The sequence below is a fragment of the Pseudomonas proteolytica genome (assembly GCF_007858275.1).
Classification (GTDB): Bacteria; Pseudomonadota; Gammaproteobacteria; order Pseudomonadales; family Pseudomonadaceae; genus Aquipseudomonas; species Aquipseudomonas proteolytica.
In genome coordinates, this window is record NZ_VFEV01000019.1 from 101,074 (window position 1) to 125,260 (window position 24,187).

Consider the following 24,187-nt stretch of genomic DNA (forward strand, 5'->3'; position numbering starts at 1 on the left):
CTGGGCGTTTTTTTGGGCCCGAAACAGACGTAAGGTGCTAGTAAAGTCCTTCATATAGGACTTATTCTGCTTTTTATTTAAAAAAGTCCAATATGGGTGACATCATGCTGCTGGCGAATCCACCTCAACTTGGCGAAAGGATACGCCAGTTACGTCGCGCCAAAGGTTACAGCCAGGCGCAACTGGCGGATCGGGCCAAGTGCAATCGCAAGACCATCATTGATCTTGAAGCGGGTGAGAACGTTGCGATGTACACGGTATTCCGGGTGATCTCGGCACTTGGGATGGCATTGGAAGTCGTCGACAAACGCATAGATCTCAAATCCCTGGCGGACCTGGTAGAGCACGATGAGTAGAGTCAAGTTACTCAACGTCGTTACCCCGCAGGGGCGTTCGGGCGAGTTGTCCAAGGGCTCCCAGTTCTCGTTTGCGTACGCATCTGCCGATACCGAGCGCGAGGTGTCGCTGGTCATGCCTTATGACCCGACGCCTGCGGTCAGCAACGTGTTGCATCCGATTTTCGATATGAACGTGCCGGAAGGTTTTCTCGCCGATCAGATAAAGCGCCGTATGGCCAGGCACATTCAGGTAGATGAGATGCGCCTGCTATCGGTTATTGGCGGGAACCAGATCGGGCGCCTGACCTATCAGAACCCCGTCGAAGCGTCGGCTGCCGTGCGTGCCCAGGTAGGGCTAGGCCAAATTCTTTCGGCTGACAGTACCCAGGACATCTTTGCGTTTTTGGTGCAGACCTATTTCGAGTCGGGTATTTCCGGCGTGCAGCCCAAAGTGTTGGTGCCTGATCTGGACAAGCTGGCCGGTGGCCGTAAAACCCTGCTCAGTTCCGACCTGATCGTAAAGTCCGGTGCCGATGAATATGCTCATCTGGCCCAGAATGAATTCCTCTGCATGGAAGCCGCGCGCATTGCGGGGCTGGAAACACCGCCATTCTGGTTGTCCGAAGCAGGCGATCTGTTTGTCATGGAACGCTTTGACCTGACACCGTCTGGGCGACTGGGTTTTGAAGACATGGCGGTGCTTTTGGGCCTCAACAAAGACCCCCATGACAATTACAAGTATTCCCAGAGCTACGAAACCCTGGCTACGGTCATTGACCATGTCTGTGCGCATGGCGAGCCGCTGCGCGAGCTTGAGCGGTTTTTCTCTTCCGTCTGCCTGTCAGTGATGGTGCGCAATGGCGATGCGCACTTGAAGAACTTCGGGGTGCTCTATACCCATCCTGGCGCGCGTGAAACGGTGCGGTTGGCGCCGGTGTTTGATGTGACTACCACCACGGTGTATGAACACTACAACCCCAAGTCCGGACGCTCATTGGTTGATCGCACGTTGGCAATCAAGATGAACAAGGTGAAGACCTACCCGGATCGCCAACAACTGATGGAGTTCGGTCGTAAACACTGTGCCGTGGAAAAGCCAGGGATAATCATCGAGCGAATCGCAGAGGCCATGTCCGAGGCGCTCGTCACCCATCAAGCCCGAATCGACGTTGAGCTGTTTTCGGCGATGCAGGCCGAATGGGATGCGGGGCGTGCCATGGCGTGTCATGACTCGTTGGTGGGCGGTATGAAACGAAAACCTGTGGTGAAAAAAACGCGGTAACGCGGTTTTTCTGACTGACGATTAATGCCGAAATCCAAGCAGACAGGGCCGTTGTGGCAAGCCCGCTCGCCACAGGGGTAGTTTGTCAGTGCCGGAATGTTGTGTAGATACCGATGGCCAGCCCGCTCCTACCGTTTGAGGGGCGCCAACTTCGCCAGCTTCAACGCCACCAGCAGTGCAACGATCAGCAGCGCCACAATAAACCCGCCAATCCCGTTCCACCCCCCGTAGTGCCAGAAAACACCCCCCGCCGTACCGGCAATACTCGACCCCGCGTAGTAGCTGAACAGGTACAGCGACGACGCCTGCCCCTTGGCTTTCAGCGCACGCCGGCCAATCCAGCTGCTGGCCACCGAATGGGCGCCGAAGAAGCCGAAGGTGAAGACCAACATGCCGATGATGATCAGTGGCAGTGGGCTGAACAGGGTCAGGGTGATGCCGGCGAGCATCAGCACGATAGTGGCCCACAACATGCGGCGCCGGCCCAGGCGGTCGGCCAGCGAGCCGATCTTCGCCGAGCTGTAGATGCCCGACAGGTACACCACTGACAACAGGCCGACCACCGCCTGGCTCATGTCATAAGGGGCGGCCAGCAAGCGGTAGCCGATGTAGTTGAACAGCGTGACGAAGGCGCCCATCAGTACGAAGGCTTCGAGAAACAGCCACGGCAGGCCCGCATCCTTGAAGTGCATGACAAAGCCGTTGATCAGGTTGCGCGGCTTGAGGCTGCTGGCGCGGAAGTTGCGCGACTCGGGGAGGATCTTCCAGAACACGGTTGCCGCAATCAGTGCCAGTGCGCCGATGATCAACATCGCGGTGTGCCAACTGACGAAATCGATCAGCACGCCGGTGATCAGGCGCCCGCTCATGCCCCCAATCGCATTGCCGCCGATATACAGGCCCATGGCCAGGCCGATGTGCTGCGGATGGATCTCTTCGCTGAGGTAGGTCATGGCCACGGCCGCCAAGCCACTAAGGGACAGGCCCAGCAGCGCACGCAGTAACAGGATGCCTTCCCAGGTCGGCATCAGGCCGCTGGCGATGGTGCATACCGCCGCGCAGAACAGCGAGGTGACCATCACTGGCTTGCGCCCCAGGCGGTCGGAAATCGGTCCGGTGATCAACAGGCCAAAAGCGAGCATCGCCGTGGAGACTGAGAGGATCAGGCTGCTTTGCGCGGCATTGATGGAAAACTCGTGGGACAACGCCGGCATCATCGGCTGCACGCAATACAGCAGGGCAAAGGTGGCAAACCCGCCGGAAAACAGGGCCAGCACCGTGCGCATGAACATCGGCGTATCTTTTTCGATGTACACATCGTTGAGTTGCGCCACCACCTCGTCGAGGGCGGTGGGTGGCAGTTCCTGGGCGAGTGGAGCAACAGCAGATTTCACGCGGGACCTCGGTGGCAAAGGCTGCCAGGGCTGGCAATGAAAAAAGAATATAGCTGGCTAATGATTCTTTCCAATATATTGTTCGACCTGTTTGATAGCTTTTACGACCTAATGAGGTTTTCATGGAATTGCGCCACTTGCGCTACTTCATCGCCGTGGCTGAAGAGCTGCATTTCGGCCGGGCTGCCCAGGTATTAGGCATCTCCCAGCCGCCGTTGAGCCAGCAGATACAGGCCCTGGAACAGGAGGTCGGCGCCCGCTTGTTTGAACGTACCAATCGTCGGGTCGAGCTGAGTGAGGCTGGCCGCTTGTTCCTCACAGAAGCCCGCCTGGTACTGGCCCAGGTCGACAAGGCCGCAGACGTGGCGCGCCGTGCGCAGTTGGGGGAATTGGGCGAATTGAAGATCGGCTTCACCTCTTCGGCGCCATTCAACTCCAGCATCCCACAGGCGATTTTTGCTTTTCGCCAGGCCTTCCCGGCGGTGCACCTGAACCTGCAGGAAATGAGCAGCACCGAGGTGGCGGGGGCACTGGTGGACGAGTCGATCCAGGTCGGCCTGATGCGCCCGCTGCCCTTGCCGGACTCATTGAGTGTCGTGGAGTTGATGCGCGAGCCCCTGGTGGCGGTGCTGAGTGCCGGCCATCCGTTGGCCCAAGGCAGCGAGCGGGGCCTGCACCTGACGCAGTTGGCTGACGAACCTTTTGTGTTTTTCCCACGGGCCTACGGCAGTGGTTTATATGCGCAACTGATCAACCTGGCCCGCGATGCCGGCTTCAGCCCGTACTTCGCACAAGAGGCCGGCGAAGCCATGACCATCATCGGCCTGGTGGCGGCGGGGTTGGGGGTGTCGGTGTTGCCGGCCTCGTACCAGCGCATCCGCATCGACGGCGTGGTCTACCGCACCTTGCTCGACCCGGAGGCAGTGACGGCGGTGTGGCTGGTGCAGCGCAAGGACCAGCAGTCGCCCATGGCCAAGGCGTTTGTCGAGCTGCTGACGCGCAAGGCGTTGGTGTAGCGGCGGTCACATATCAGGTAACGGAACCGGTTTAGTGATTTGCTTTGGCGTTGCGCAAAATCGTTTCTTTTTCACTGAGTGACATGGATGACACTTCTCTACCAACCCAAAGAAGGCAGTGTGTTGATTTGTGATTTTCGAGGTTATGAGGTGCCGGAAATCATCAAGATCAGACCTGTCATTGTGATACGCAGGCACAGGACCAATAGGCTGTTGGTAACGGTTGTGCCCCTAAGTACCACGCCGCCGCAGACGGTACTCGCACACCACTTGCAGCTTGAAAGCCATTTATAGGGCGCAAACCCAGTGTGCTGGGCGAAATGCGACATCGTTGCCACCGTCAGCCTTGGACGACTTGACCGAATCAAGAGTAAGGATCGGCATGGTAAACGAACTTACAAAATCGACGAACTTTCCAGCGAGCAGTTTTTGGCTGTAAAGGCGGCGGTGCGTGGCGCACTTGGCCTTTGACGAATCGGTTAGCTGACAGGAGGCGTTTTGCCACGGATTGTCCTATCCGGCTTTTCAGGCATACTGCCCCAGTTCCCGAAAGGGGCTTGTGAGACTCTGAGGATCCTGGAAATCCAGCTATCGCAGAGCCGGGCAGGACAAAGGCGATGACAAGCCAGCCTGCTTGTGAAGAGGGCGCCGAAAGGCGCCCTTTGTCGTTTCTGGTGTTAGGTGGATGCTGGCTTGCCAGGCGCCACTCAGTTCTGCTTCGACGTCCCCGTCTCCCTGAACAACTGCGCCGCCGTCCCCGCTTGCGCCGCGCCGTTTGTGCGCAGCCCGGCCATGATGTCGCGGTCGAGCATGCTCACCCAGCGGTTGTAGTTGCGATGAATCTTGCCGTCCTTGTAGCCCAGTTCCTGGCTGTCACGGTAGGTGATGGCGTAGCTGGTGCCGGTATAGCGGATGTCGATCTCGGCGTAGTAGCGATTGCGCACGTTGATCTGGGCCTGGATCAGGCGTGGGTCGGCGCGCTGGACGGTCCAGTTGCGCTTGTCCAGGGCGGTGAGGATGCTCTGTTTCATTTTCTCTTCGCTGACCTGCTCGTTGGCGGCGAGCGCGTGCTGGGTGTTGAGCACCGGTTTGCTGGTACAGCCGGCGGCGGTCAGCAGGGTCAGGGCGATGAGGGTGGCGCGTAGCAACGAAGACATTCCGTTCTCTCCAATCAAATAAAAGGCTTACTGCCAGCGGCGAAAGATCAGCGACGTGTTGACGCCGCCAAAGGCAAAGTTGTTGTTCATTACGTAGTCGTTGTGCATCTGGCGGAACTCGCCGCGCAGGTAATCCAGTTCGCCGCAGCGCGGGTCGACTTGATCGAGGTTGAAGGTCGGCACGTATTGGTCACGGTTCATCATTTCGATGCTGAACCACGACTCCAGCGCGCCGCAGGCGCCCAGGGTATGGCCCAGGAAGCTCTTCTGCGAACTGATGGGCATGCGGCTGCCGAACAGGCTGCTGGTGGCCAGGGTTTCGGCAATGTCGCCTTGTTCGGTGGCGGTGCCGTGGCCGTTCACGTAGCCGATGGCATCCGGCGTCAGGCCGGCATCTTCCAGGGCCAGTTCCATGGCGCGACGCATGGTGGTCTGCTCGGGACGGGTGGTGTGCTGGCCGTCAGCATTGCTGCCGAAGCCGACGATCTCGGCATGGATATGCGCGCCACGGGCCAAGGCATGTTCCAGCTCCTCAAGCACCAGCATGCCGCCGCCTTCGCCGATCACCAAGCCATCGCGGCCGCTGTCGTAGGGGCGTGGGCTGGTTTGCGGGGCGTCGTTTTTCAGGCTGGTGGCGTAGAGCGCATCAAACACCATGGCTTCGGTGGGGCACAGCTCTTCGGCGCCACCGGCGAGCATCAATGGCAGGCGGCCGAACTTGATCGCCTCATAGGCATAGCCGATGCCCTGGCTACCGCTGGTGCAGGCGCTGGACGTGGGGATCAGGCGCCCGGTGAGGCCAAAGAAAATGCTGATATTGGCCGCCGTGGTGTGCGGCATCATGCGCACATAGGAGTTGGCGTTCAGGCCCTCGGCCACCGAGTTGAGCAGCATATTGCCAAAGGCCTTGATCTCATCGGTGCTGCCGGTGGACGAGCCGCAGGCCACGCCCATGCGCCCGTCCTTGATCGACGCATCGCCCAGCAGGCCGGCGTCCTGCAACGCCTGCTCCGCGGCCCACACGGCCAGGCGCGAGACCCGGCCCATGCTGCGCAGTTGCTTGCGGGTCCAGTGGGCCGGCACCACAAAATCATCAATCGGCCCAGCCAAACGGGTGTTCAGTTCGCTGAAGCGATCCCACTCATCCATGCGCCGGATGCCGCTGCGCTGGGCACAGAAGTTGGCGACGATGGTTTCCCAGTCGCAGCCCAGGGAGGTCATGCCGGCCATGCCGGTGACTACCACACGTTTCATCAGCACAGGCCCCCGTTCACGGCCAGGACCTGGCGGGTGATGTAGCCGGCTTCGGCCGACATCAGGAAATTCACCGCACTGGCGACCTCTTCTGGCGTACCCATGCGTTGCGCGGGGATCATCTTCATCAGCTCTTCAACCGGCACGTTCTCGTCGAGCATTGCCGTGTCGATCAGGCCGGGAGCCACGCAGTTGACGGTGATCTTGCGCTTGCCCAACTCGATTGCCAGGGCCTTGGCCGCGCCGATCAAGCCGGCCTTGGACGCGCTGTAGTTGACCTGGCCACGATTGCCGATCAGCCCCGAGACCGAAGTGATGCACACAATGCGCCCGGCCGCGCGGCGCCGGATCATCGGCATCATCACCGGGTGCAGCACGTTGTAGAACCCGTCGAGATTGGTGCGCATCACCACGTCCCAGTCGTCTTCCGACAGCGCCGGGAACGCGCCATCGCGGGTCAGCCCGGCGTTGAGCACCACACCGTAATAGGCGCCGTGGGCTTCAACGTCGGCTTCGAGGATCTGCTTGCAGGTGGCACGGTCTGCCACATCGAATTGCAGCACCCGCGCCTTGCGGCCCAGGGCCTGGATTTCGACCTGTACGGCATCCGCCTCGGCGCGACCACTGCGGCAATGCAGCACGATGTCATGGCCGGCCTGGGCCAGGCGCAGGGCGATAGCGCGGCCGATACCCCGGCTGGAGCCGGTGACCAGTACGGATTCAGTCATGACGCGTGTCCTTCGATTCAGCTAAATAGTTGGCCGCCTGGGGCGGTCGAAATACGTTCAGGCGCGCGCTGGCCTGGATCCCGTCGCCGGTCAGGTGGCATTCGAACACACCCATGCCGTTGTCGTCTTCCAGGGAGCGCAGGCCGTGGATGGTCAGCTCGGTGCCGGCGGGAAAGTGCTCGACGTTGCATTCAAACTTACGGGTGCCCAACAGGAACCCCAGCTCGACGGCTTCACCGTTCTGCCGCGCCCGGCAGCCGGCATAGGCGGCGACGCTTTGCGCCATCAACTCGACGCCGACCCAGGCCGGCAGGCTGCCGTCAGGGCGGTTGAACAGGCCACCGGGCTTGACGGTGAGGCGGGTGCGGATCTGCTCTTCATCGAACGCCAGCACCTGGTCGATCAGGATCATGTCCCCGGCGTGGGGCAGCAGTTCGGCGAGCGGCCAATTGATCATGGGGCGTCTCCGATAATCAGGCTGACGTTATTGCCGCCGAAGGCAAACGAGTTGCTCATCAGGCAGCGTTTTTCCAGGGTGTCGCCGACCTTGGCCCAGCGCAGGGCGGGCAGCGCCGGGTCGGCCTGGCCGTCCCAGATATGCGGCGCCAGCGCGCCCTCGTCCAGGCTCAGCCAGCAGAACGCTGCTTCCAGCGCCCCGGCGGCGCCCAGGGTATGGCCGGTCATCGGCTTGGTCGAGGAACAGGCTACGCCAGCGGGAAACAGTGTCGCCACGGCCAGGCTTTCCATGGCGTCGTTGTGCTGGGTCGCGGTGCCGTGCAGGTTCAGGTAGCCGATCTGCTCCGGTGCCAACTTCGCACTGGCCAGGGCCTTGCTCATCGCCTGCAAAGCGCCCTTGCCCGTGGGTTCCGGCGCGGAAATATGGTGTGCATCGCAGCTCGCGCCGCTGCCCAGCAGGGCAATGGGGGCCGGGGTCTTGCTCATCAGGAACAGCACCGCCGCCTCGCCGATGTTGATGCCATTGCGGTTCACCGAAAACGGGTTGCTACGCTCGCACGACACGGCCTCCAGGGAGGTAAAGCCATTGAGGGTCAGCTTGCACAGGCTATCGACCCCGCCACACAGCACTGCATCGCACAGGCCCAGGTCCAGCAGGCGGCGCGCGCTCATCATCGCGCGAGCGCTGGAGGTGCAGGCAGTGGAAATCACATAGGCCGGGCCGCTCAGTTGCAGCCAGTCGGCGAGGAAGTTGGCCGGGGCGCCGAGTTCTTGTTGCCGGTAGTCGTAATCTTCGGGGAACTGCCCTTGTTGCAGGTAATGGGCAATGCCGCGACTGGCTTCATCGATGCCCGAGGTGCTGGTGCCCAGTACGATGCCGATGCGCGAGGCGCCAAAGGTCTGGATCGCTTGCCGGATCGGGCCTTCGATCTGCAAGGCGGCTTCCAACAGCAACTGGTTATTGCGGCTGTTCTGCTGGGCCAGGTGCGGCGGCAGCGCCGCCAGTTCGCCGGGCACGCTGCCCACCGGCAGCACCCGATCGGGCACCCAGCCGCTCTCGGCGCGCATGCCCGAACAGTCCCCGGCAAACAGGTTGCGCCGCACTTGCTGCTGGCCACGGCCCAGGGCGCAGATGATCCCGAGGGCATTGAGGTAGGCGGTCATGGGCTGCTCTCAAGCGCGGTGACGCGATAATCCAGGTGCTGGCCGGGCATGCTCACGGTGAAGGTCAAGGGCGCGCGGTAAATCACTTGCCAATGCGGCTTGAGCGCCCGCACACCGTCGTCCTCACGGGCTTGGGGGTAGCTGCCTGGCAGCTCGGCGGCGGGCGTCAAAGCGAACAGCAAGGCGGCAAACAATTCACGGGCCTGGGGGTTGGGCGGCAATAAACCATCCGCTTGCCAACTGCCGGCCACCAGTTTTTGCCGGGCGAGGGGGATGCCCAGTGGGTCCATCAGCGACCAGCGCAGCGCTTCGCCCTCGCGCTGGATCACCAGAAGCCAGTCCTGGCGCTGGCCGTCCTGCTCGCGCTCGATATGCAATTGCACGGGCAAGGCCAGGTTTGGCGTATGCACCGGCAGCGGCGGCTGGCTGGCACACGCGGCCAGCAGCAACAGGCAGCCGATCAACAACGCACGCATCATGCTGGCGTGCCTGTGAGTGGCTTGCGTGCGACCACATTCACCAGGGTTTCTTCACGCTCGCCAAACGGCTTAGGCTGGCGCAGGCCCCAGCGCTCCAGCAGGCCGAAGTCTGCCGAGCGGCTCCACCACAGGTACGGGTACGAGACATTCTGCGGGCCGAACTCGAAACCCTGGTCGCGGATCATCTCCAGGTACTCGGCGGCGCTTTTCTGCACATGCATCGGGTGGCGGAACAGCCAGCGAATCACCCAGGTGTCGATATAGGCTTCGGTGGACTCGGCAAACAGCAGGTAGCCGCCGGGCTTGAGCACCCGGTAAAACTCGGTCAGCGCCCGCTGCTGCTCCACCAGGTGGTGGAAGGTCTGGTGGCAGAACAGGATGTCGACACTTTCATCGGCCACGTTGAGGGTGGCGCAATCGCTGCCGATCAGCTCGATCTCAATGCCCTGGCGCGCGGCTTCGGCCCGGCTCAAGTCGAGGCTGTGCGGGTCGGCGTCTAGGCCGATCAGGCGCTCGGGGGCGAACACCTGCTGCAGGTAACGGAACGATTTGCCCTGGCCGCAACCGGCATCCAGCAGCACTGGCGCTTCTGGCAACGGGTCGCTGAACAGGCTGCGCAGGTCGTTGATCGCCACGCGCAAGACGTGATGCTGCCAGGTGTGGCTGCGCAGGAACCAGAAGCCGAATTTGGTCTCTTCGACGTAGTTTTTGCTCAAGTACTCTTTTGACACAGATGGGCTGCTCATAGGTTTTCCCCCGCACAGATTTCCGAAAGCATCCGCAAACGGCGCTTGGGTTCGCTGACAAAGGGGTTGCGCTCGTCCCAGGCATAACCGGCGAGGATCGAGCTGATCATGCGGCGGATTTCCGGGGAGCTGCCAGGGTGGTAGATCACATCCTGGAACGTGCCGGCGTACCAGCCTTCGACGTAGCAACGGAAGGTATCGACCCCGCGCTTGAGCGGTTCGGCAAACTCGGTCTGCCAGTCCACGCTCTCGCCTTTGAGCTGGCGATGCAGGACGCCTGCGGCCATGCTGGCCGAGCGCATGGCGATGGTCACGCCCGAGGAGAACACCGGGTCGAGGAACTCCGCCGCGTTGCCCAGCAGCGCAAAGCCTGGGCCGTGCAAGGTGGTGACGTTGGCCGAGTAGCCGCCGATGGTCCGCGCCGGGGTATCCCACACTGCGTTCGCCAGAACGTTGGACAGGCTCGGGGTTTGCTCGATAAAGCCGCGCAGGCAGGCATCGAGATCCCCATCACAACCGTCGAAATGCTCCTTGGCCGCGACCACGCCCACCGAGCAGCGCCCGTTGCTGAACGGGATGGTCCAGAACCAGATATCACGCTGGGTGGGGTGGGTGGTGATGAGGATCTTGGTGCGGTCGAAGCCTGGGTGTTCGATACGGTCTTCGACATGGGTGAACACCGCCTGGCGCAACGGGAAGTTCGAGGGTGCTTCCAGGTTCAGCAGGCGGGGCAGCACGCGGCCGTAACCACTGGCGTCGAGCACGAAGCCGGCCTTGATGTGGTATTCGCGGCCATTCTCGCGGCGCACATGCAGGTAGCGGTGGCCAGCGGCGAAGTCCACGCCGACCAGGGTCTGGCCGTAACGGATCTCTACGCCCTGCAACGCCGCCTGATCGGCGAGCAACTTGTCGAAATCGGCCCGCTGGACCTGGAAGGTAGTGGGCTTGCCTTCACTGAACGTGTCACCGAAATCAAACGCACTGTAGCGCTCGCCCCAGGCAAACGCGGCACCGGTTTTCAGCTGGAAACCGGCGGCGTTGACCGCCTCGAGCATGCCGGCTTCTTCGATAAAGTCGATGCAGTGGGACAGCAGGCTCTCGCCGATGGAAAAACGCGGGAAGTGCTCGCGCTCGATGATCAACACATCATGCCCGTTACGCTTGAGCAACGCGGCCGCAATGGCACCGGACGGGCCGGCACCGATCACCACGACCTGGCGACGTTCCATTTCAACTGTGGGCACTGTGGCTCCTTGCCGGGTTGGCGATCATCACATTCAACTGAAAAAAATTAGTGGGCATCATGGCGCATGTTCCTGGCGGCCGGCCCAGGGTGCCAGCATAAAGCTGAAGGCCAGGCCCAGGCTGACCGACAGGCCGAAGTTACTCACCGCCGGGGTGCTGGAGACTGCCAGCAAACCAAAGGACAGCCAGGTGGTGACGGCGGCCAGCAATGTCCCCAGCAGACTGACCGCGGCACCGCCGATCTGTTCGCGCATGAGGATCGCATAATCGACGCTGATCGCTGTGACCAGCAGCAGGCCAAACAGGCTGAACAGGGTCAACGGTTGCCCCAGCCAACCGAGGCTGGCCAGGCTGCACAGGGCGGCCAGCAGCGGCAGGGCGACAATCCGCAGTGCGCCGCCCAGGCCAAAGGGCAGGACCAGCAGCAAGACGATCAGTACACAGGACAATAATTTCAATTCGGCGGCGCTGACCTGAGTCGCGGCAAATACCTGGTTCAAGTCGCCGAGGCGGTCTACCAGCTCCACCCCCGGTAAGTCCTGGGCCTGGATCCGCAGCAGCGCCGGGTTGTTCAGGCCTTGCAGGCTGACCATCGCTGCCACGCCGCCATCGACATTGCCCAGCCACAACAGGCGCCAGGGCTCGGCCAATGGTCCGTTCAGGGCGTCGTCGATATCTTCGGTGGGCAGCGCCTGCAGTTGCGCCAGTTCGGCTTGCAGGGCGCTGGCGGGGATGCCGAGGTCCAGCAGCGGTTGCCACAGCGCCGGCAACTGCGAGAGGGCCTCGCGCACTTGCTGCTGTTGGCTGGGGGTGCTGACCAGTTGATTGAGCGCCAGGTAACCCTGCAGCTTGTCCATGTGCACCAGTTGATCCAGGCGTTGGCTCAGGGCAGCCTGGCGTTCCAGCAACTGCTGTTGATTGTCCGCCCGCACCAGGAAGAACTGGCTGGTGGGCTGGTAGCCGGTAATCCGCGCAATGGCCTGGGCCTCTTGCAGTAACTGCGGCGGCGCGCCGATCCACTGGCGAATATCGTTCTTGCTGTTCAGCTGCCATAGGCCCCCGGCGCAGAACAGCAGGGCCAGCACCAGCAGCGCCTGGCTTGGCAGGCGCTTGAGCAGCGACTCGCGCACCCCCAGCAGGAACTCGGCGACCCGCAGTGGCCATTGCGCCGGGCGCAGGTCGATGCCGTTGAGCAGCGCCGGCAACAGGCACACTGCCGACAGATAGGCGCCCACCAGGCCGGCGGCGGAGAACACCGCGATCTGGGTCAGCGCCGGGAATGGCGTCCAGGCCAGGGCCAGGTAGCCGATGCAACTGGTGGCCAGGCTCAGGCTCAGGCCCGGCAGGGTCAGGCGCAAGGCCGGCCAACTGCGCCAGGGTTGCAGGCTCCAGCTCTTGGACAGGTAATGCAGTGGATAGTCGACCGCCACGCCGATCAGGCTTGCGCCCAGCACCAGGGTCATTACATGCATATGGCCAAACAGCGCCACGCAGGCGACTGCGCCAAACAGCATGCCCACCAGCACCGGGACAAAGGCCAGCAACACGCGCCAACGGCGGAACGCCAACAGCAACAGCAACAGAATACCCACGGTCGCGCCGCCGCCGACCCAGGTCATCTCGCGGCTGGCCTGCTGTTGACCGTTGGCCGCGTACAGCAGGCCGCTGGCGGCAAGCAGTTGCACGCCTTGCTCGCTGGCCTGGTCGCGGCTTGCTTGCAGGAGGTCGGCGACTTGCAGCGGCAGTTTCATATCAAAGGCATTGCCCTGGGTACGCGCGCGCAGCAGCACCCAGCTTTGCCCGTCGGCATCGGCGATCAACGCGCCGCTGCCGATATCCAGCTGCACCGCGCCGTGTTGCGGCTGGCTGTTCTGGATGCGCCCGGTCAGGCCCAGCCAATCGTCCTGGCTCGACACCAGGCTGAAGCCGGTAAAGGGGTCGAACAGTGTCTGCACCCGCTGCTGGATAAAGGCTTCGGGCTCGGCGATCAACTGTTCGCGGTCCTTGGCCGAAAGCATCGCCAGGCGCCCGTGCAGCAGTTGCTGGCGCAGGGCTGGCAGGTCGGCCTGCAGAGTCCAGGTGACCTTCTCAAACAGGCCACTGGCTTGCCAGCGCTCACCCAGTTGTTGGGCCATGGCCAGCGCTTGCTGGCGCTCGGCATGCCCGACCAGCACCAGCATCTCGCGGTTCAGCGGCTCTTGCATGCGTTGCTCGGCCGCCAGTTCCAGGGCGTTCGGGGTGTTGCCCGGCACCAGCTCCATCAGGTTCGCCGACAACGGCGCGCCATGGCGCCATTGCCAGCCGGCCAGGGCCAGCACGGCCACCAGCAGGATCAGGAACAGACGCGGCAACCAACGCTCACTGGGCAAAGTCGTGTTGCTCCGCGTCGCTCAAGGGTTGTGTGCTGGTGCTGTCCTGCATGCGCAGCAGGGTACTGTCGCCCTGGGTTTCCAGCAGTTCGATGGTGTGCACCAACTCGCCGCCATCGATATTGATCTGGGTGAACACTTGCTTGAGCAGCAGCGAGCGTGGGATCAGCGTGAGTTTCCAGGCCTTGGCCTCACCTTGCAGTTGCAACTCGAAGTCGCGCTGCAAGCCACTGCTGTCGCCTTGCAGCACAGCAAGGAACAAACGGTTCTGCTCAGCGCCGGCGCTTTTGTTCGGCAGGGGCTGCCAGCCGTTGGCATCGCGGCGGGCTATGCCTTGGGCGTTGATGCGATAGTCCTGTTGCAACGGGGTTTTGAGCAGCCAGAGCAGGCCGTGGTCCCGGGCCAATACGAAGGTGCCTTTGCTGGTCAACGGCTGGGGCAGGGCACGCAGGTGTTTCTCCTGGATGAAACTGCCGTGGATCACCGAGGGCTTGGCCAACTGGTCGCTCAGTTGTTGCAAGTCGAAGGCATAAGCCCCAAAACTCAAAAACAACCCAACCCCTGTAGGAGCGAGCTTGCTCGCGAAAAACCCGAGGGCGCCGCGCAGTGTCAGGCACCCCGCGCTATCGTTGACGACCATCGCGGGCAAGCCCGCTCCTACAGGGAAGTCCTTTCGCCGCCCCTCTGTAGGAGCGAGCTTGCTCGCGAAAAACCCGAGGGCGCCGCGCAGTGTCAGGCACCCCGCGTTATCGTTGACGACCATCGCGGGCAAGCCCGCTCCCACAGGGAGGTCCTTTCGCCGCCCCTTTGTAGGAGCGAGCTTGCTCGCGAAAAACCCGAGGGCGCTGCGCAGTGTCAGGCACCCCGCGTTATCGTTGGCGACCATCGCGGGCAAGCCCGCTCCTACAGGGAGGTCCTTTCGCCGCCCCTCTGTAGGAGCGAGCTTGCTCGCGAAAAACCCGAGGGCGCCGCGCAGTGTCAGGCACCCCGCGTTATCGTTGGCGACCATCGCGGGCAAGCCCGCTCCCACAGGGAAGTCCTTTCGACGCCCCTCTGTGGGAGCGAGCTTGCTCGCGAAAAACCCGAGGGCGCCGCGCAGTGTCAGGCACCCCGCGTTATCGTTGACGACCATCGCGGGCAAGCCCGCTCCCACAGGGGTCAGCATTTCAGGGCCCTTTCGACGGCGGTGGTGAATACGCTGGGCGAGGCCAACTGCATTTCGCGGCTGGCGATTTCGACGGCGACTTGCACGGTGCTGGCGCGGGTCAGGCGTTCGCCGCTGGCAAGGTCGGTGATCAGGTAGTTGACCTTCAAGCGGTTCTCCCACTCCACCAGGCTGGCGCGCACGTTGATGGTCTGGCCAAAGGTGGCGCCACGCACGTAGCGCAGTTGCATGTCGATCACCGGCCACGCATAGCCGGATTCGAGCATCGCCGTGTAGTTGTGGCCGAGCTTGTCCAGCAGCGCGCAACGGGCGATTTCCAGGTATTTCACGTAATGGCCGTGCCAGACCACGTTCATCGTGTCGATGTCGAAGAACGGCACGAGGATCTGCGTGTCGCTGTGCAATACGCCGGGGCTACGCATGCAGCCTCCAGTGTTGCGCAGCGATACGTTGCAGGCACAGGCGCAGTTCGCCTTCCAGGGCGCGGTCTTCAATCACCGGCGGGAAGTCCTTGGCCAGCTCGATATGCATGGCCGCCAGGGCCGGCGGCAATGGCCGTGCATCTTCAACCTGGGCGCGCAGCCACACGCCCTGGTTGGCGGCGAGCAAGGTGGCGGCGGCCACCTGTTCGGTCAGCTCCAGCACGCGGATCGCATCGCGGGCGGCGATGGTGCCCATGCTCACCTTGTCCTGGTTGTGGCACTCGGTGGAGCGCGAGAACACGCTGGCCGGCATGGTGTTTTTCAACGCTTCGGCGGTCCAGGCGCTGGTGCCGATCTGCACAGCCTTGAAACCGTGGTTGATCATCGCGCGATCCGCCGGGGCGCCCGACAGGTTGCTCGGCAAACCATGGTTGTAACGCTCGTCCACCAGCAGTGCCAGTTGCCGGTCGAGCAGGTCGGCGACGTTGGCCACCAGGTTTTTCAGGCTGTCCATGGCAAAGGCGATATGCCCACCGTAGAAATGCCCACCGTGCAGCACGCGCTCGGCTTCGGCGTCGATGATCGGGTTGTCGTTGGCGCTGTTGAGTTCGATCTCGATAAACGAACGCAGCCAGTTCAGGCTGTCGGCCAGCACACCGAGGACGTGGGGCGCGCAGCGCAGCGAGTAGCGGTCCTGCAAACGGTGCAGCGGCGCGGTCGGGGCGTCGATGGCCAAATCCTTGCGCAGCCAGGCCGCAACCTGCATCTGCCCGGGGTGCGGCTTGGCGGCGAACAGGCGCTCGTCAAAGTGCTCCGGGTTGCCTTGCAGCGCCACCACGTTCAACGCGGTAATACGCGTGGCCAGTTGCAGCAGGTAGTCGGCGCGGGCAAAGGCCAGGCAGGCGAGGCCGGTCATCACTGCGGTGCCGTTCATCAGTGCCAGAGCTTCCTTGGGCCGCAGCACCAACGGTGTCCAGCCCAGCTCGCGGTGGACGTCGGCGGCCTGGCGGCGCTCGCCGTGGAACAACACTTCGCGCTCGCCGGACAAGGTTGCGGCCACGTAGGACAGCGGCGTCAGGTCGCCGCTGGCGCCCACCGAGCCCTCTTCGGGGATCAGCGGCAAGATGTCGTGTTCAAGGAACGCATGCAGGCGCTCCAGCAGTTCAACCCGTACCCCGGACACGCCATGGCACAGCGACTGCAAGCGCGCCGCGAGCACCGCACGGGTGGCCTGGGCGTCGAGCAACTTGCCCAGGCCGCAGCCGTGGAAGGTGTACAGGTGACGCGGCAAGGCCTCGACATGCTGCAACGGTACCGCCACCACACACGAGTCGCCGTAGCCGGTGGTCACGCCGTAGATCACGCCTTCCTTGTCCAGCAGCGAATCGAGGAACTGCGCGCCCTTGGCGATGCGCTGGCGGTAACCGGCATCGTCTTGCAGGCGGGTAGGCGCCTGACGGTTGGCCAGGGCCAGCACGTCTTCGATGCGCAAAGGGAGTTCGCCGAAGGTTACCGGCTCAAGCAGATGCGTCGTCATCGGTCTTCCAGAAAGGGTAAAAGTTGAACCATTGTTGGGGCGCTTGCAGGCAGAACTGGCCCAGGCGCTCGGCATAGCGGGCGGTCGAGTGGGCGATTACGTGCTGGCGGTCGCTGCGTTTCCATTCGATCAATTGGGCGAAGGGCTCGATGATCAATCGATAGCGCCCCTGGTGCTTGAGGCACATCAGCAGGTTGACCGGGCATTTGAGCAGGCCGGCCAGCAGCCATGGGCCCTGGGGGAATGCCGCGTCATGGCCGAGAAAGTCCACGCGCACCGTGCGCCCGCCATGCAGCGGGATGCGGTCGCCGGCAATCGCCAGCCATTCACCGTCGTCCAGGCGCTGGCTGAGCAGCAGCATCACCGCCGGGTCCAGTTCGCTGACCTGGATCAGCCGCAGGTTACTCGCCCCGGCTTCGCCCAGCAGGCGGTTGAACTGTTCGGCATGCTTGGTATGCACCAGCACGTTCATGGTGACTTTCTCGCCCAGTTCCGCCAGGGCGCGGCACACTTCCAGGTTGCCCAGATGGGCGCCCACCAGCATCTGCCCGCGCTCGCCGCGCAGTTGCCCGCGCAGTTGGGCGGGGTCGATGATTTCAATCTGTTCCAGGCGCAGCTTGCCGTTCCACACATCGAGCTTGTCCAGCAAGGCGTCGGCGAAGGCCATGAACTGGCCGAAGACCTTGGTGTGGCTGGGGCGCAGGTCGTCGCGCCCGCTCCAGTCGGCCAGGCGCTGCTGGTATTGCCAGATGCTCCGGCGCGCGGTGCGGCCAAACAGGAAAAAGTACAGCACGATGCCATACAGCAACGGGCTCAGCAGCCGGCGCCCGAGGACTTTGGCGGCGAACGCGGTGAGCTTCATCAGCCAGAAACTGCCGCGCTCCTGGCGGTCGGCCCAATGCCGGGGGCTGTTGCTCATGCCTGCCACCGTCGCCACAGAATCAACGGCGCACGCATCAACATGCCGAAGAACAGCCGGGTGTGCATCGACGAAATCAGCAGGTTGTCGTGGACCAGCCGAAAGTGCGACAGGCCATCGGCCGGGTAATGCACCTTGGTCGGCAGCCAGCGCATCGGCTGGTTGCGCCACGACAGGCGCACGAGGATGTCGGAGTCGAAATCCATGCGCTTGCCGATCTGCGCCGAGTCCATCAGCGCCAGCACCGGAGGCAGGGGGTAGATGCGAAAGCCGCACATCGAATCGCGGATTTGCAGGGACAGGCTGTTGATCCATACCCAGAAGTGGGTCAGGTAACGGGCGTAGAGACGGCCCTTGGGCACGCTGTCGTCGTATTCGGGGTAGCCGCAGATCACCGCATCAGGGTGGGTGCGCGAGGCGTCGAGAAACAGCGCGACTTCGCGCAGGTCGTGCTGGCCGTCGGCGTCTACTTGCAGGGCATGGGTAAAGCCCAGGCGCGCGGCTTCGCGAAAGCCGGCCATCACGGCTGCGCCCTTGCCTTGATTGACGGGCAGGGTCAGCAGCGACACGTTATCCAGGCTGGCCAGTTGCGCCAGCACCGCCGCGCAGGCCGGGCTGCTGCCATCGTCCACCAGCAGGCAGGGCAGGCCGTGGTCCAGCAGGCTACGGACCACGGCGGGCACGGCGGCTTCGTGGTTGTAGACCGGGATCAGGGCGCAGGGGTTATGCATGACAGGCCTGCTTGCGGTGTAGGGAGGTGGATGGGGCTATGGCTGTGGCTGTGGCGAGCGGGCTTGCCCCGCGCTGGGCTGCGCAGCAGCCCCAGAAAGGCCTACGCGGTTTTTCAGACAGAATCCCGTTGCCGGTTTTGGGGCTGCTGCGCAGCCCAGCGCGGGGCAAGCCCGCTCGCCACAACAAGCCCATTAGCCGCGGGAACAGGGGCTCACTCATGGGGTTGCTCCAGCAAAACCCGCCCACTGGAACACGCCGCACTGTCGTTGCGATAGGCAAAGTACAACTTGCCGCGCTCGCGATCAAAACGCAGGTGCAGTTCGATCACGTCGCCAGGGCGTACCAGTTGCTGGAACTTGAGCACTTCCATGCCGGCAAACGTCGGCGGCAGGTCGAGCAATTGCTGGCCCAGGTTGAACGCCCATTCCACCTGCACCACCCCCGGCAATACCGGCGTGTGAGGGAAATGCCCGCTGAAGTAGGCCAGGTCCGGGGGGATGCTCAGTTGCAGGGTCCATTCGCCGTCAGTCTCGACTTGCGCCAGCACTTGCGGGGCCTTGGGGCGCGGCGCCAGTAGCAGGGCTTCGATCTGCGCCTGGGGCAGTTTGCCCTGGGGGTTGAACGGCAGCTGCCGCAACAAGCGCCAGCGACGGGGCAGGGCCAGGGCTTCGCAGTGTTGGCTCAGGTGTTGGCGCAGGGCCTGGGTGACGCTGCGCCGGCCTTGGTTACGCAGGGCGTGCAGGCCGTCGCCACTGAGCACCACCAGGGCGCCGAGGGATGCGCGGTTTTCCTGGACCACCCCCAGGCGCGCTTCCGCAACCCACGCGTGCTCGGCCAGGGCGTGTTCGAGCATGGGCAGGGAGATGCGTTTTTCTTCCAGCTTGACGATCCGATCCAGGCGCCCGAGCAATTCGAAGCGGCCGTCGGCGTAGATCTGGGCGGCGTCGGCAGTCTGTTCGACATGCCCGGCCGGCAGGTACGGCGAGGCAATGCGCAAGGCGCCCTCGGCATCCTGGCTCAGGCACACATCGGCAAACGGCTGCCAGGGCGTTTGGCCCTGGCGCCAGGCTATGCCGCCGGTTTCCGAGCTGCCGAGGATCTCGGTCGGCCACTGCTGCAGGCGTTGGTGCAGGCTGTTGGCCGCGTCGATGGGCAGCGCACCACCGGAGGAGAACACGCGCTTGACGCTGCTCAAGGCCGCCCAGTCGAGGTTATCGCCCATGCGTTTGAGCAGGGCCGGGCTGGCCACCCAGGCAAAATGCGGGTGCTGGCGGCTGATGCGCTGCACGTCTTCGGGGAATGGCAGTTGCTGGCGCACAAAGCTGCGACCGGCGCACAGCGGCCACAGCACGCGGAACAGCAGGCCATAGATGTGCTGGGTGGCGACACTGCCGATGATGCACGCCTGGCCCAGGTCGGCGCCCCACAAGGCTTCCAGGGCCCGCACCTCGTTGGCCAGTTGGCGCAGGGTCTTGTCGATGCGCTTGGGCTCGCCGCTGGAGCCGGACGTGCACAGGCCCAAACGGCAGGCGTCCAGGTCCAGGGCGGCGGCGGCCAGCGGCGGTTGGTAGAGCGCATCCAGGTCGCCCGCTTCGGTCAGCCAGGCGTCAACATCAGCGGCCCAGCGTTGGCGTGTCTGGGGTTGCAGGTCGGCGGGCAGCAACACGCTGACCCCGGCCTGCCAGGCGCCCAGCAAGGCAATCGCCAGCTCGCCGGCGTCGTTCAAGTGCACCGCCAGGCGCTGGATGCCGCGGGCTTGCAGGCCGGCCGCCAGGCTCAGGGCCCGTTCGCACAGCTGTGCGTGGTTCATCGCAGGTTCGGTGGTGACCGAACGCAGTTCCACAGGCTCAAGCAACAGATGCTCAAGATTGACCCAATTCATACGCGGCCTCGAACCCTTTGTCGTACCAGCCATTCCACGGCAAACAACAGGCCCATCAAGCCATAGGCGATCAGGCCGTTGTACAACATCCACCAGCTCAGCGGTGCCCACAGGGTGAGCGCGGCGGCGAGCAGGCCGTTACACAAGAAAAACACACTCCATACCACGGTGACCTGGCGCGTGTACGCAATAGCCTTTGGCGGCAGATGCGGGTCACTCAGGCGCGCCAGGCGCTCGACCATCGGCGGGCCGTATTTCAGGCTCAGGCCGAACAGCGCGAGCATGAAGGTGCTGACCAGGCTCGGGTACCAGCGCAGCAGTTGCGGGTTGTCGAACCAGGCCAGCAGCAGGCAAAACACCACCGCGACAAAGGCCATCCAGCCACTGCCGGGGCGCCGTGCGCCGGTCAGCGCGCGCAACAGCCACAGGCAGGCCAGCAGCAGGCCGAATTGCCAGGGCGCGAAATGCTCCGTGCCGTAATACACCGCAAAAGGATACAGCAGCCCTACCAGCAACAGGCCAAGGCCGATCAGCCGGCTCATGCGGCCGGTTGGACCAGACGGTAGACCGCCTCGACCACGTCATTGACCGTACGCACGGCCTTGAACTCTTCGGCGGCGATTTTCTTGCCGGTCTGGCGCTTGATATGGTCGATCAGGTCCACCGCATCGATGCTGTCGATTTCCAGGTCCTGGTACAGGTTGGCGTCGAGGGTGACCCGCTCCGGCTCCAGTTCAAACAGTTCCACCAGGGCGTCGCGCAGGGTGTTGAAGATATCGTCACGAGTTTGCATGGTCGGGTCTCAAGCTGCCTGTCTGGCCGTGACGAACGCCGCAAGGCTGGCCACGTTGATAAAGTGATTGCGGGTGTCCTTGGCGTCGGCATCGATCTTGATACCGTACTTTTTCTGGATCGCCAGGCCCAATTCCAGGGCATCTACCGAATCCAGGCCCAGGCCTTCGCCGAACAGGGTTTGCTCGCTGCCGATGTCGCTGGCGTCGATGTCTTCCAGGCCCAGGGCCTCGATGATCAGGGTTTTAATGTCGTGCTCAAGGCTGTTGGGGTTGCTCATCTTCGGCGAGCTCCTTAATGAAATAGTGATGCAGGTAATCGTTGAGCTTGCGTGAGGCCTGGGGTGCGGGCCCTTGTGAGGCAAACACCTGTGGGTCTATATCGGCCCCCACCTGCAAACTGAAGTGAAAGCGGCGGTTGGGGATGCGATACCAGGGCTCGGCCTTGGTCAGCGTGGTCGGGCTGACCTTGAGCACCACGGGGGTGATGATTGTCGCACCGCGCAGGGCGATGGCGGCGGCCCCGCGATGAAAGGCCGGCGGCGCGCCTGGCACGGTGCGGGTGCCTTCGGGGAAGATGATCAGGGTCTGGCCGTCACGCAGGGCGCCTGCGGCCGCATCGAGCATGTCGATGCTGCCGTCGTTGCTGATATAGCCGGCATCGCTCACCGGCCCCCGGGTGAAGGGGTTTTGCCACAGGCTTTGCTTGACCACGCAATTGGCCTGGCGCACCAGGCCGATCAGCACCACCACATCGATCAGCGACGGGTGATTGGCGATGATCATCTGCCCGGGGCGCCCGAGTTTTTCGGCGCCTTCGACGCTGTAGGTCAGAATGCCGGCGCGGTACATCATGTTGATAAAGAACCAGAACAACCGCCCGATGGTCAGGCGCGCGCGACGTTGGTGTTGCTGGGCGTCCCCCGGCAGGCAGCTGAGCAGTGGAAACACCAGCAGGCGCAGGCACAAGCCGCCCAGGCCGAACAGCACGAAGCTGGCCGCCGTGGCGAACAGGCGCCAGTAGTAGGCGTCCCGGGGCTTGTCGGTCAGGGTTTGCGTTGCCAGTTCCATACTCGGTTCTTCCAGGCATGTTGGCAGGCACCTTGCTCGTCGAGCAGGGTGCGCAGCAGGTTCAGGGCGTGGGGCCACTGGGTCTCGGTGGGTTGGACCGTTGCGGTGTGCAGCGCCAGTTGCCATTCGTCGCCTGGGGTCAGCAGCAGGCCCAGGGCATAGGGGAACGGCACATCATTGATCCAGCGCGTGTAGGCCGGGGGTGGCTGTTCTTCGGTAATCACCAACAGCACGGCCGGCGCGCCTTCGTTGAGCAGGGCCGCCGCTTCGAGCATGCCGTGCTCCAGGCCGTCGCCTGCCGCTGCCAGGGCGGTCATTTCGCTGGTTTCATTGCGCAGGATCGACCATAGGCCAATCACCGCATTGTGCACCGACAGGCTGAACTGGGTGGGCGACAGGGGCTGGTCATTGGCCAGGTCGCTGAGGATATCCAGGGTGCGCGGGGTTTCGCCATGACGTGAAACAAACACCAGCGGCAGGTCCTGCAGGCCTTCTGCCAAGGGCCAGCCGACGCTGAAGGCCATCCGGGCCAGGCGGCTCAGGCGCCGGCGCTGCATGGCCGGCAGGAACGACACATCGGGCGCGGCATCGCTTTGGGCCAGCAACGTCGGGGCCTGGCACCAGTCGCGCCAGGCATCCACGCTGTCGAGCCCAGGGGCCCAGGCGCGCCATTGGGCGATGTTGAAATTGATCACTGAGAAGATTTCCCGCCCCTGCGGGCTTCCTTGTGCTGCAGTTTGCCCCGCAATGGCGGGACATGGCGCGATGGCCGAGTGGCGCGCATTATCCCGGTGCGGTGGGGTTCTAGCAAACTTTGGTAAGGAATTGTTCACGAGATATTACAAAGTCAGCGAAATGAATCATCGATTCTCCGCCAATGGCTGTAGGTGTTTGGTGTCAGGCAGGTCTGTGTTGGTTGGCGTAATACGAGATAGTTATGCGGGATCGATCCTCTGATGCTGTAGTACATGCTTGATCAAGGTAGCGAGCGGGCGCTTTTGCCCTCTACACTCGGGCATTCATTGATACACGGAGGTTTTTCCATGCGGCGCGTGGTGTTCAATCAAAAAGGCGGCGTTGGCAAATCCAGCATCGCCTGCAACCTGGCGGCGGTCAGCGCTAGCGAAGGCTATCGAACCCTGTTGGTGGACCTCGATGCACAGGCCAACTCGACCCAGTACCTGACGGGGCTGACGGGGGACGATATCCCCATGGGCATTGCCGATTTCTTCAAGCAGACCCTGTCATCCGGGCCGTTTTCGAAGAAAAACCAGGTGGATATCTACGAAACCCCATTCGACAACCTGCACGTGATCACCGCCACTGCGGAACTGGCGGACCTGCAGCCCAAGCTTGAGGCCAAGCACAAGATCAACAAGCTGCGAAAACTGCTTGATGAATTGGCCGAGGATTACGACCGGATTTACCTGGATACGCCGCCGGCCCTGAACTTCTATGCGGTTTCCGCGCTGATTGCAGCTGATCGCGTGTTGATCCCGTTCGATTGCGATAGTTTTTCGCGTCAGGCGCTGTACGGCCTGCTGGCGGAAATCGAAGAACTCAAGGACGACCACAACGAAGGCCTGGAAGTGGAAGGCATCGTGGTCAACCAGTTCCAGGCCCGGGCGAGCCTGCCGCAGCAGATGCTCGACGAGTTGATTGCCGAAGGCCTACCGGTGTTGCCGGTGTACCTGGCCAGCTCGGTGCGCATGCGCGAGTCCCACCAGGAAAGCAAACCGCTGATCCACCTCGACCCGCGCCACAAACTGACCCGACAGTTCGTGGAGCTGCACAACCTGCTGGAAAACACCTGATCTGAAGGGTGAACACGGTCTATGTGGGAGCTGGCTTGCCTGCGATGACGGTGTGCCAGCTTGCATATCCATCAAGCTGCCCCTCGCCATCGCGGCATAGGTATCTACACAACTTTCAGAAACTGACGAACTCCCCTGTGGCGAGCGGGCTTGCCCCGCGCTGGGCTGCGAAGCAGCCCCAAAACCAGCCGCTGCGGTGTATCTGGTACAACGTATTCGTCTTATT

General features: G+C 63.0%; 26 protein-coding genes. 5 read left to right on the forward strand and 21 right to left on the reverse strand.

The window, feature by feature from the left end:
- Window positions 1-92: 92 nt before the first annotated feature.
- Complete coding sequence (locus tag FIV38_RS15595) at window positions 93-356, forward strand: helix-turn-helix transcriptional regulator (RefSeq protein WP_224791169.1); 264 nt, start codon at window positions 93-95, stop codon at window positions 354-356.
- Entirely contained in the window at window positions 349-1,620 is a 1,272-nt protein-coding gene (locus FIV38_RS15600) for a type II toxin-antitoxin system HipA family toxin (RefSeq protein ID WP_092232920.1), read from the forward strand. Before FIV38_RS15595 ends, FIV38_RS15600 begins: the two co-directional genes overlap by 8 nt.
- A gap of 128 nt (window positions 1,621-1,748) precedes the next feature.
- Here FIV38_RS15600 and FIV38_RS15605 read toward each other — a convergent pair whose 3' ends face one another.
- Entirely contained in the window at window positions 1,749-2,981 is a 1,233-nt protein-coding gene (locus FIV38_RS15605) for an MFS transporter (protein ID WP_240160215.1), read from the reverse strand.
- Window positions 2,982-3,136: 155 nt separating this feature from the next.
- On the opposite strand from FIV38_RS15605, the gene FIV38_RS15610 reads away from it, so the two are divergent.
- Both FIV38_RS15610 and FIV38_RS30405 read left to right on the forward strand, forming a co-directional pair.
- Window positions 3,137-4,030, forward strand: a complete 894-nt coding sequence (locus FIV38_RS15610; RefSeq protein ID WP_029296092.1) for a LysR family transcriptional regulator — start codon at window positions 3,137-3,139, stop codon at window positions 4,028-4,030.
- A gap of 87 nt (window positions 4,031-4,117) precedes the next feature.
- Window positions 4,118-4,324, forward strand: a complete 207-nt coding sequence (locus FIV38_RS30405; protein ID WP_235860972.1) for a type II toxin-antitoxin system PemK/MazF family toxin — start codon at window positions 4,118-4,120, stop codon at window positions 4,322-4,324.
- Between the two features lie 413 nt (window positions 4,325-4,737).
- Here the strand turns inward: FIV38_RS30405 and FIV38_RS15620 are convergent, their stop codons facing one another.
- From FIV38_RS15620 to FIV38_RS15735, 20 genes are all read right to left on the reverse strand, one after another.
- On the reverse strand, window positions 4,738-5,187 hold the full coding sequence (locus FIV38_RS15620; protein WP_092232926.1) for a hypothetical protein: 450 nt from the start codon (window positions 5,185-5,187) through the stop codon (window positions 4,738-4,740).
- Between the two features lie 27 nt (window positions 5,188-5,214).
- Window positions 5,215-6,441: a beta-ketoacyl-ACP synthase gene (locus FIV38_RS15625; RefSeq protein WP_092237283.1), complete on the reverse strand. Its 1,227-nt coding sequence runs from the start codon at window positions 6,439-6,441 to the stop codon at window positions 5,215-5,217.
- Complete coding sequence (fabG, locus tag FIV38_RS15630) at window positions 6,441-7,169, reverse strand: 3-oxoacyl-ACP reductase FabG (RefSeq protein ID WP_029296098.1); 729 nt, start codon at window positions 7,167-7,169, stop codon at window positions 6,441-6,443. The genes FIV38_RS15625 and fabG overlap by 1 nt, the downstream gene beginning before the upstream one ends.
- The gene (locus FIV38_RS15635) at window positions 7,162-7,626 is read right to left on the reverse strand and encodes a hotdog family protein (RefSeq protein ID WP_092232929.1); all 465 of its coding nucleotides are present in this window, start codon (window positions 7,624-7,626) and stop codon (window positions 7,162-7,164) included. Before FIV38_RS15635 ends, fabG begins: the two co-directional genes overlap by 8 nt.
- Window positions 7,623-8,789, reverse strand: a complete 1,167-nt coding sequence (locus tag FIV38_RS15640; protein ID WP_092232932.1) for a beta-ketoacyl-[acyl-carrier-protein] synthase family protein — start codon at window positions 8,787-8,789, stop codon at window positions 7,623-7,625. Before FIV38_RS15640 ends, FIV38_RS15635 begins: the two co-directional genes overlap by 4 nt.
- Entirely contained in the window at window positions 8,786-9,268 is a 483-nt protein-coding gene (locus tag FIV38_RS15645) for a DUF3261 domain-containing protein (protein WP_092232935.1), read from the reverse strand. The genes FIV38_RS15640 and FIV38_RS15645 overlap by 4 nt, the downstream gene beginning before the upstream one ends.
- Window positions 9,265-9,999, reverse strand: a complete 735-nt coding sequence (locus FIV38_RS15650; RefSeq protein WP_169877434.1) for a class I SAM-dependent methyltransferase — start codon at window positions 9,997-9,999, stop codon at window positions 9,265-9,267. The genes FIV38_RS15645 and FIV38_RS15650 overlap by 4 nt, the downstream gene beginning before the upstream one ends.
- An 11-nt stretch (window positions 10,000-10,010) precedes the next feature.
- On the reverse strand, window positions 10,011-11,258 hold the full coding sequence (locus tag FIV38_RS15655; protein WP_224791170.1) for an NAD(P)/FAD-dependent oxidoreductase: 1,248 nt from the start codon (window positions 11,256-11,258) through the stop codon (window positions 10,011-10,013).
- Window positions 11,259-11,315: 57 nt separating this feature from the next.
- Window positions 11,316-13,628: an MMPL family transporter gene (locus FIV38_RS15660; RefSeq protein ID WP_092232938.1), complete on the reverse strand. Its 2,313-nt coding sequence runs from the start codon at window positions 13,626-13,628 to the stop codon at window positions 11,316-11,318.
- Window positions 13,618-14,268: an outer membrane lipoprotein carrier protein LolA gene (locus FIV38_RS15665; protein ID WP_092237286.1), complete on the reverse strand. Its 651-nt coding sequence runs from the start codon at window positions 14,266-14,268 to the stop codon at window positions 13,618-13,620. Before FIV38_RS15665 ends, FIV38_RS15660 begins: the two co-directional genes overlap by 11 nt.
- Window positions 14,269-14,786: 518 nt before the next feature.
- A complete protein-coding gene (locus FIV38_RS15690) occupies window positions 14,787-15,215 on the reverse strand; it encodes an acyl-CoA thioesterase (protein WP_029296114.1) in 429 nt (142 codons plus the stop codon).
- Window positions 15,208-16,752 carry an HAL/PAL/TAL family ammonia-lyase gene (locus FIV38_RS15695; RefSeq protein ID WP_029296116.1) on the reverse strand — a complete coding sequence of 515 codons (1,545 nt, stop codon included), beginning with the start codon at window positions 16,750-16,752 and terminating at the stop codon, window positions 15,208-15,210. The genes FIV38_RS15690 and FIV38_RS15695 overlap by 8 nt, the downstream gene beginning before the upstream one ends.
- Window positions 16,733-17,671, reverse strand: a complete 939-nt coding sequence (locus tag FIV38_RS15700; protein WP_092232941.1) for an LpxL/LpxP family acyltransferase — start codon at window positions 17,669-17,671, stop codon at window positions 16,733-16,735. The genes FIV38_RS15695 and FIV38_RS15700 overlap by 20 nt, the downstream gene beginning before the upstream one ends.
- A complete protein-coding gene (locus FIV38_RS15705; RefSeq protein WP_092232944.1) occupies window positions 17,668-18,402 on the reverse strand; it encodes a glycosyltransferase family 2 protein in 735 nt (244 codons plus the stop codon). The genes FIV38_RS15700 and FIV38_RS15705 overlap by 4 nt, the downstream gene beginning before the upstream one ends.
- Window positions 18,403-18,614: 212 nt before the next feature.
- Window positions 18,615-20,285, reverse strand: coding sequence for an acyl-CoA synthetase family protein (locus tag FIV38_RS15710; protein WP_092232947.1), 1,671 nt, complete (start codon window positions 20,283-20,285; stop codon window positions 18,615-18,617).
- A complete protein-coding gene (locus tag FIV38_RS15715; RefSeq protein WP_092232950.1) occupies window positions 20,282-20,827 on the reverse strand; it encodes a COG4648 family protein in 546 nt (181 codons plus the stop codon). The genes FIV38_RS15710 and FIV38_RS15715 overlap by 4 nt, the downstream gene beginning before the upstream one ends.
- The gene (locus FIV38_RS15720) at window positions 20,824-21,078 is read right to left on the reverse strand and encodes an acyl carrier protein (protein WP_003209389.1); all 255 of its coding nucleotides are present in this window, start codon (window positions 21,076-21,078) and stop codon (window positions 20,824-20,826) included. The genes FIV38_RS15715 and FIV38_RS15720 overlap by 4 nt, the downstream gene beginning before the upstream one ends.
- 9 nt (window positions 21,079-21,087) lie before the next feature.
- Window positions 21,088-21,357 (reverse strand): phosphopantetheine-binding protein, encoded by a 270-nt coding sequence (locus tag FIV38_RS15725; RefSeq protein ID WP_070996513.1) that lies wholly within the window; start codon window positions 21,355-21,357, stop codon window positions 21,088-21,090.
- Entirely contained in the window at window positions 21,335-22,147 is an 813-nt protein-coding gene (locus tag FIV38_RS15730) for a lysophospholipid acyltransferase family protein (RefSeq protein ID WP_029296130.1), read from the reverse strand. Before FIV38_RS15730 ends, FIV38_RS15725 begins: the two co-directional genes overlap by 23 nt.
- Window positions 22,123-22,842, reverse strand: a complete 720-nt coding sequence (locus tag FIV38_RS15735) for a beta-ketoacyl synthase chain length factor (RefSeq protein WP_029296132.1) — start codon at window positions 22,840-22,842, stop codon at window positions 22,123-22,125. Before FIV38_RS15735 ends, FIV38_RS15730 begins: the two co-directional genes overlap by 25 nt.
- A 348-nt stretch (window positions 22,843-23,190) precedes the next feature.
- On the opposite strand from FIV38_RS15735, the gene FIV38_RS15740 reads away from it, so the two are divergent.
- The gene (locus FIV38_RS15740) at window positions 23,191-23,961 is read left to right on the forward strand and encodes a ParA family protein (protein ID WP_029296134.1); all 771 of its coding nucleotides are present in this window, start codon (window positions 23,191-23,193) and stop codon (window positions 23,959-23,961) included.
- Window positions 23,962-24,187 lie beyond the last annotated feature (226 nt).

Coding starts and splice junctions, on each gene's coding strand:
- FIV38_RS15595 (WP_224791169.1), top strand. CDS start 93: ATGGGTGACATCATGCTGCTGGCGAATCCACCTCAACTTGGCGAAAGG.
- FIV38_RS15600 (WP_092232920.1), top strand. CDS start 349: ATGAGTAGAGTCAAGTTACTCAACGTCGTTACCCCGCAGGGGCGTTCG.
- FIV38_RS15610 (WP_029296092.1), top strand. CDS start 3,137: ATGGAATTGCGCCACTTGCGCTACTTCATCGCCGTGGCTGAAGAGCTG.
- FIV38_RS30405 (WP_235860972.1), top strand. CDS start 4,118: ATGACACTTCTCTACCAACCCAAAGAAGGCAGTGTGTTGATTTGTGAT.
- FIV38_RS15620 (WP_092232926.1), bottom strand. CDS start 5,187: ATGTCTTCGTTGCTACGCGCCACCCTCATCGCCCTGACCCTGCTGACC.
- FIV38_RS15625 (WP_092237283.1), bottom strand. CDS start 6,441: ATGAAACGTGTGGTAGTCACCGGCATGGCCGGCATGACCTCCCTGGGC.
- fabG (WP_029296098.1), bottom strand. CDS start 7,169: ATGACTGAATCCGTACTGGTCACCGGCTCCAGCCGGGGTATCGGCCGC.
- FIV38_RS15635 (WP_092232929.1), bottom strand. CDS start 7,626: ATGATCAATTGGCCGCTCGCCGAACTGCTGCCCCACGCCGGGGACATG.
- FIV38_RS15640 (WP_092232932.1), bottom strand. CDS start 8,789: ATGACCGCCTACCTCAATGCCCTCGGGATCATCTGCGCCCTGGGCCGT.
- FIV38_RS15645 (WP_092232935.1), bottom strand. CDS start 9,268: ATGATGCGTGCGTTGTTGATCGGCTGCCTGTTGCTGCTGGCCGCGTGT.
- FIV38_RS15665 (WP_092237286.1), bottom strand. CDS start 14,268: ATGGTCGTCAACGATAGCGCGGGGTGCCTGACACTGCGCGGCGCCCTC.
- FIV38_RS15690 (WP_029296114.1), bottom strand. CDS start 15,215: ATGCGTAGCCCCGGCGTATTGCACAGCGACACGCAGATCCTCGTGCCG.
- FIV38_RS15695 (WP_029296116.1), bottom strand. CDS start 16,752: ATGACGACGCATCTGCTTGAGCCGGTAACCTTCGGCGAACTCCCTTTG.
- FIV38_RS15700 (WP_092232941.1), bottom strand. CDS start 17,671: ATGAGCAACAGCCCCCGGCATTGGGCCGACCGCCAGGAGCGCGGCAGT.
- FIV38_RS15705 (WP_092232944.1), bottom strand. CDS start 18,402: ATGCATAACCCCTGCGCCCTGATCCCGGTCTACAACCACGAAGCCGCC.
- FIV38_RS15710 (WP_092232947.1), bottom strand. CDS start 20,285: ATGAATTGGGTCAATCTTGAGCATCTGTTGCTTGAGCCTGTGGAACTG.
- FIV38_RS15715 (WP_092232950.1), bottom strand. CDS start 20,827: ATGAGCCGGCTGATCGGCCTTGGCCTGTTGCTGGTAGGGCTGCTGTAT.
- FIV38_RS15720 (WP_003209389.1), bottom strand. CDS start 21,078: ATGCAAACTCGTGACGATATCTTCAACACCCTGCGCGACGCCCTGGTG.
- FIV38_RS15725 (WP_070996513.1), bottom strand. CDS start 21,357: ATGAGCAACCCCAACAGCCTTGAGCACGACATTAAAACCCTGATCATC.
- FIV38_RS15730 (WP_029296130.1), bottom strand. CDS start 22,147: ATGGAACTGGCAACGCAAACCCTGACCGACAAGCCCCGGGACGCCTAC.
- FIV38_RS15740 (WP_029296134.1), top strand. CDS start 23,191: ATGCGGCGCGTGGTGTTCAATCAAAAAGGCGGCGTTGGCAAATCCAGC.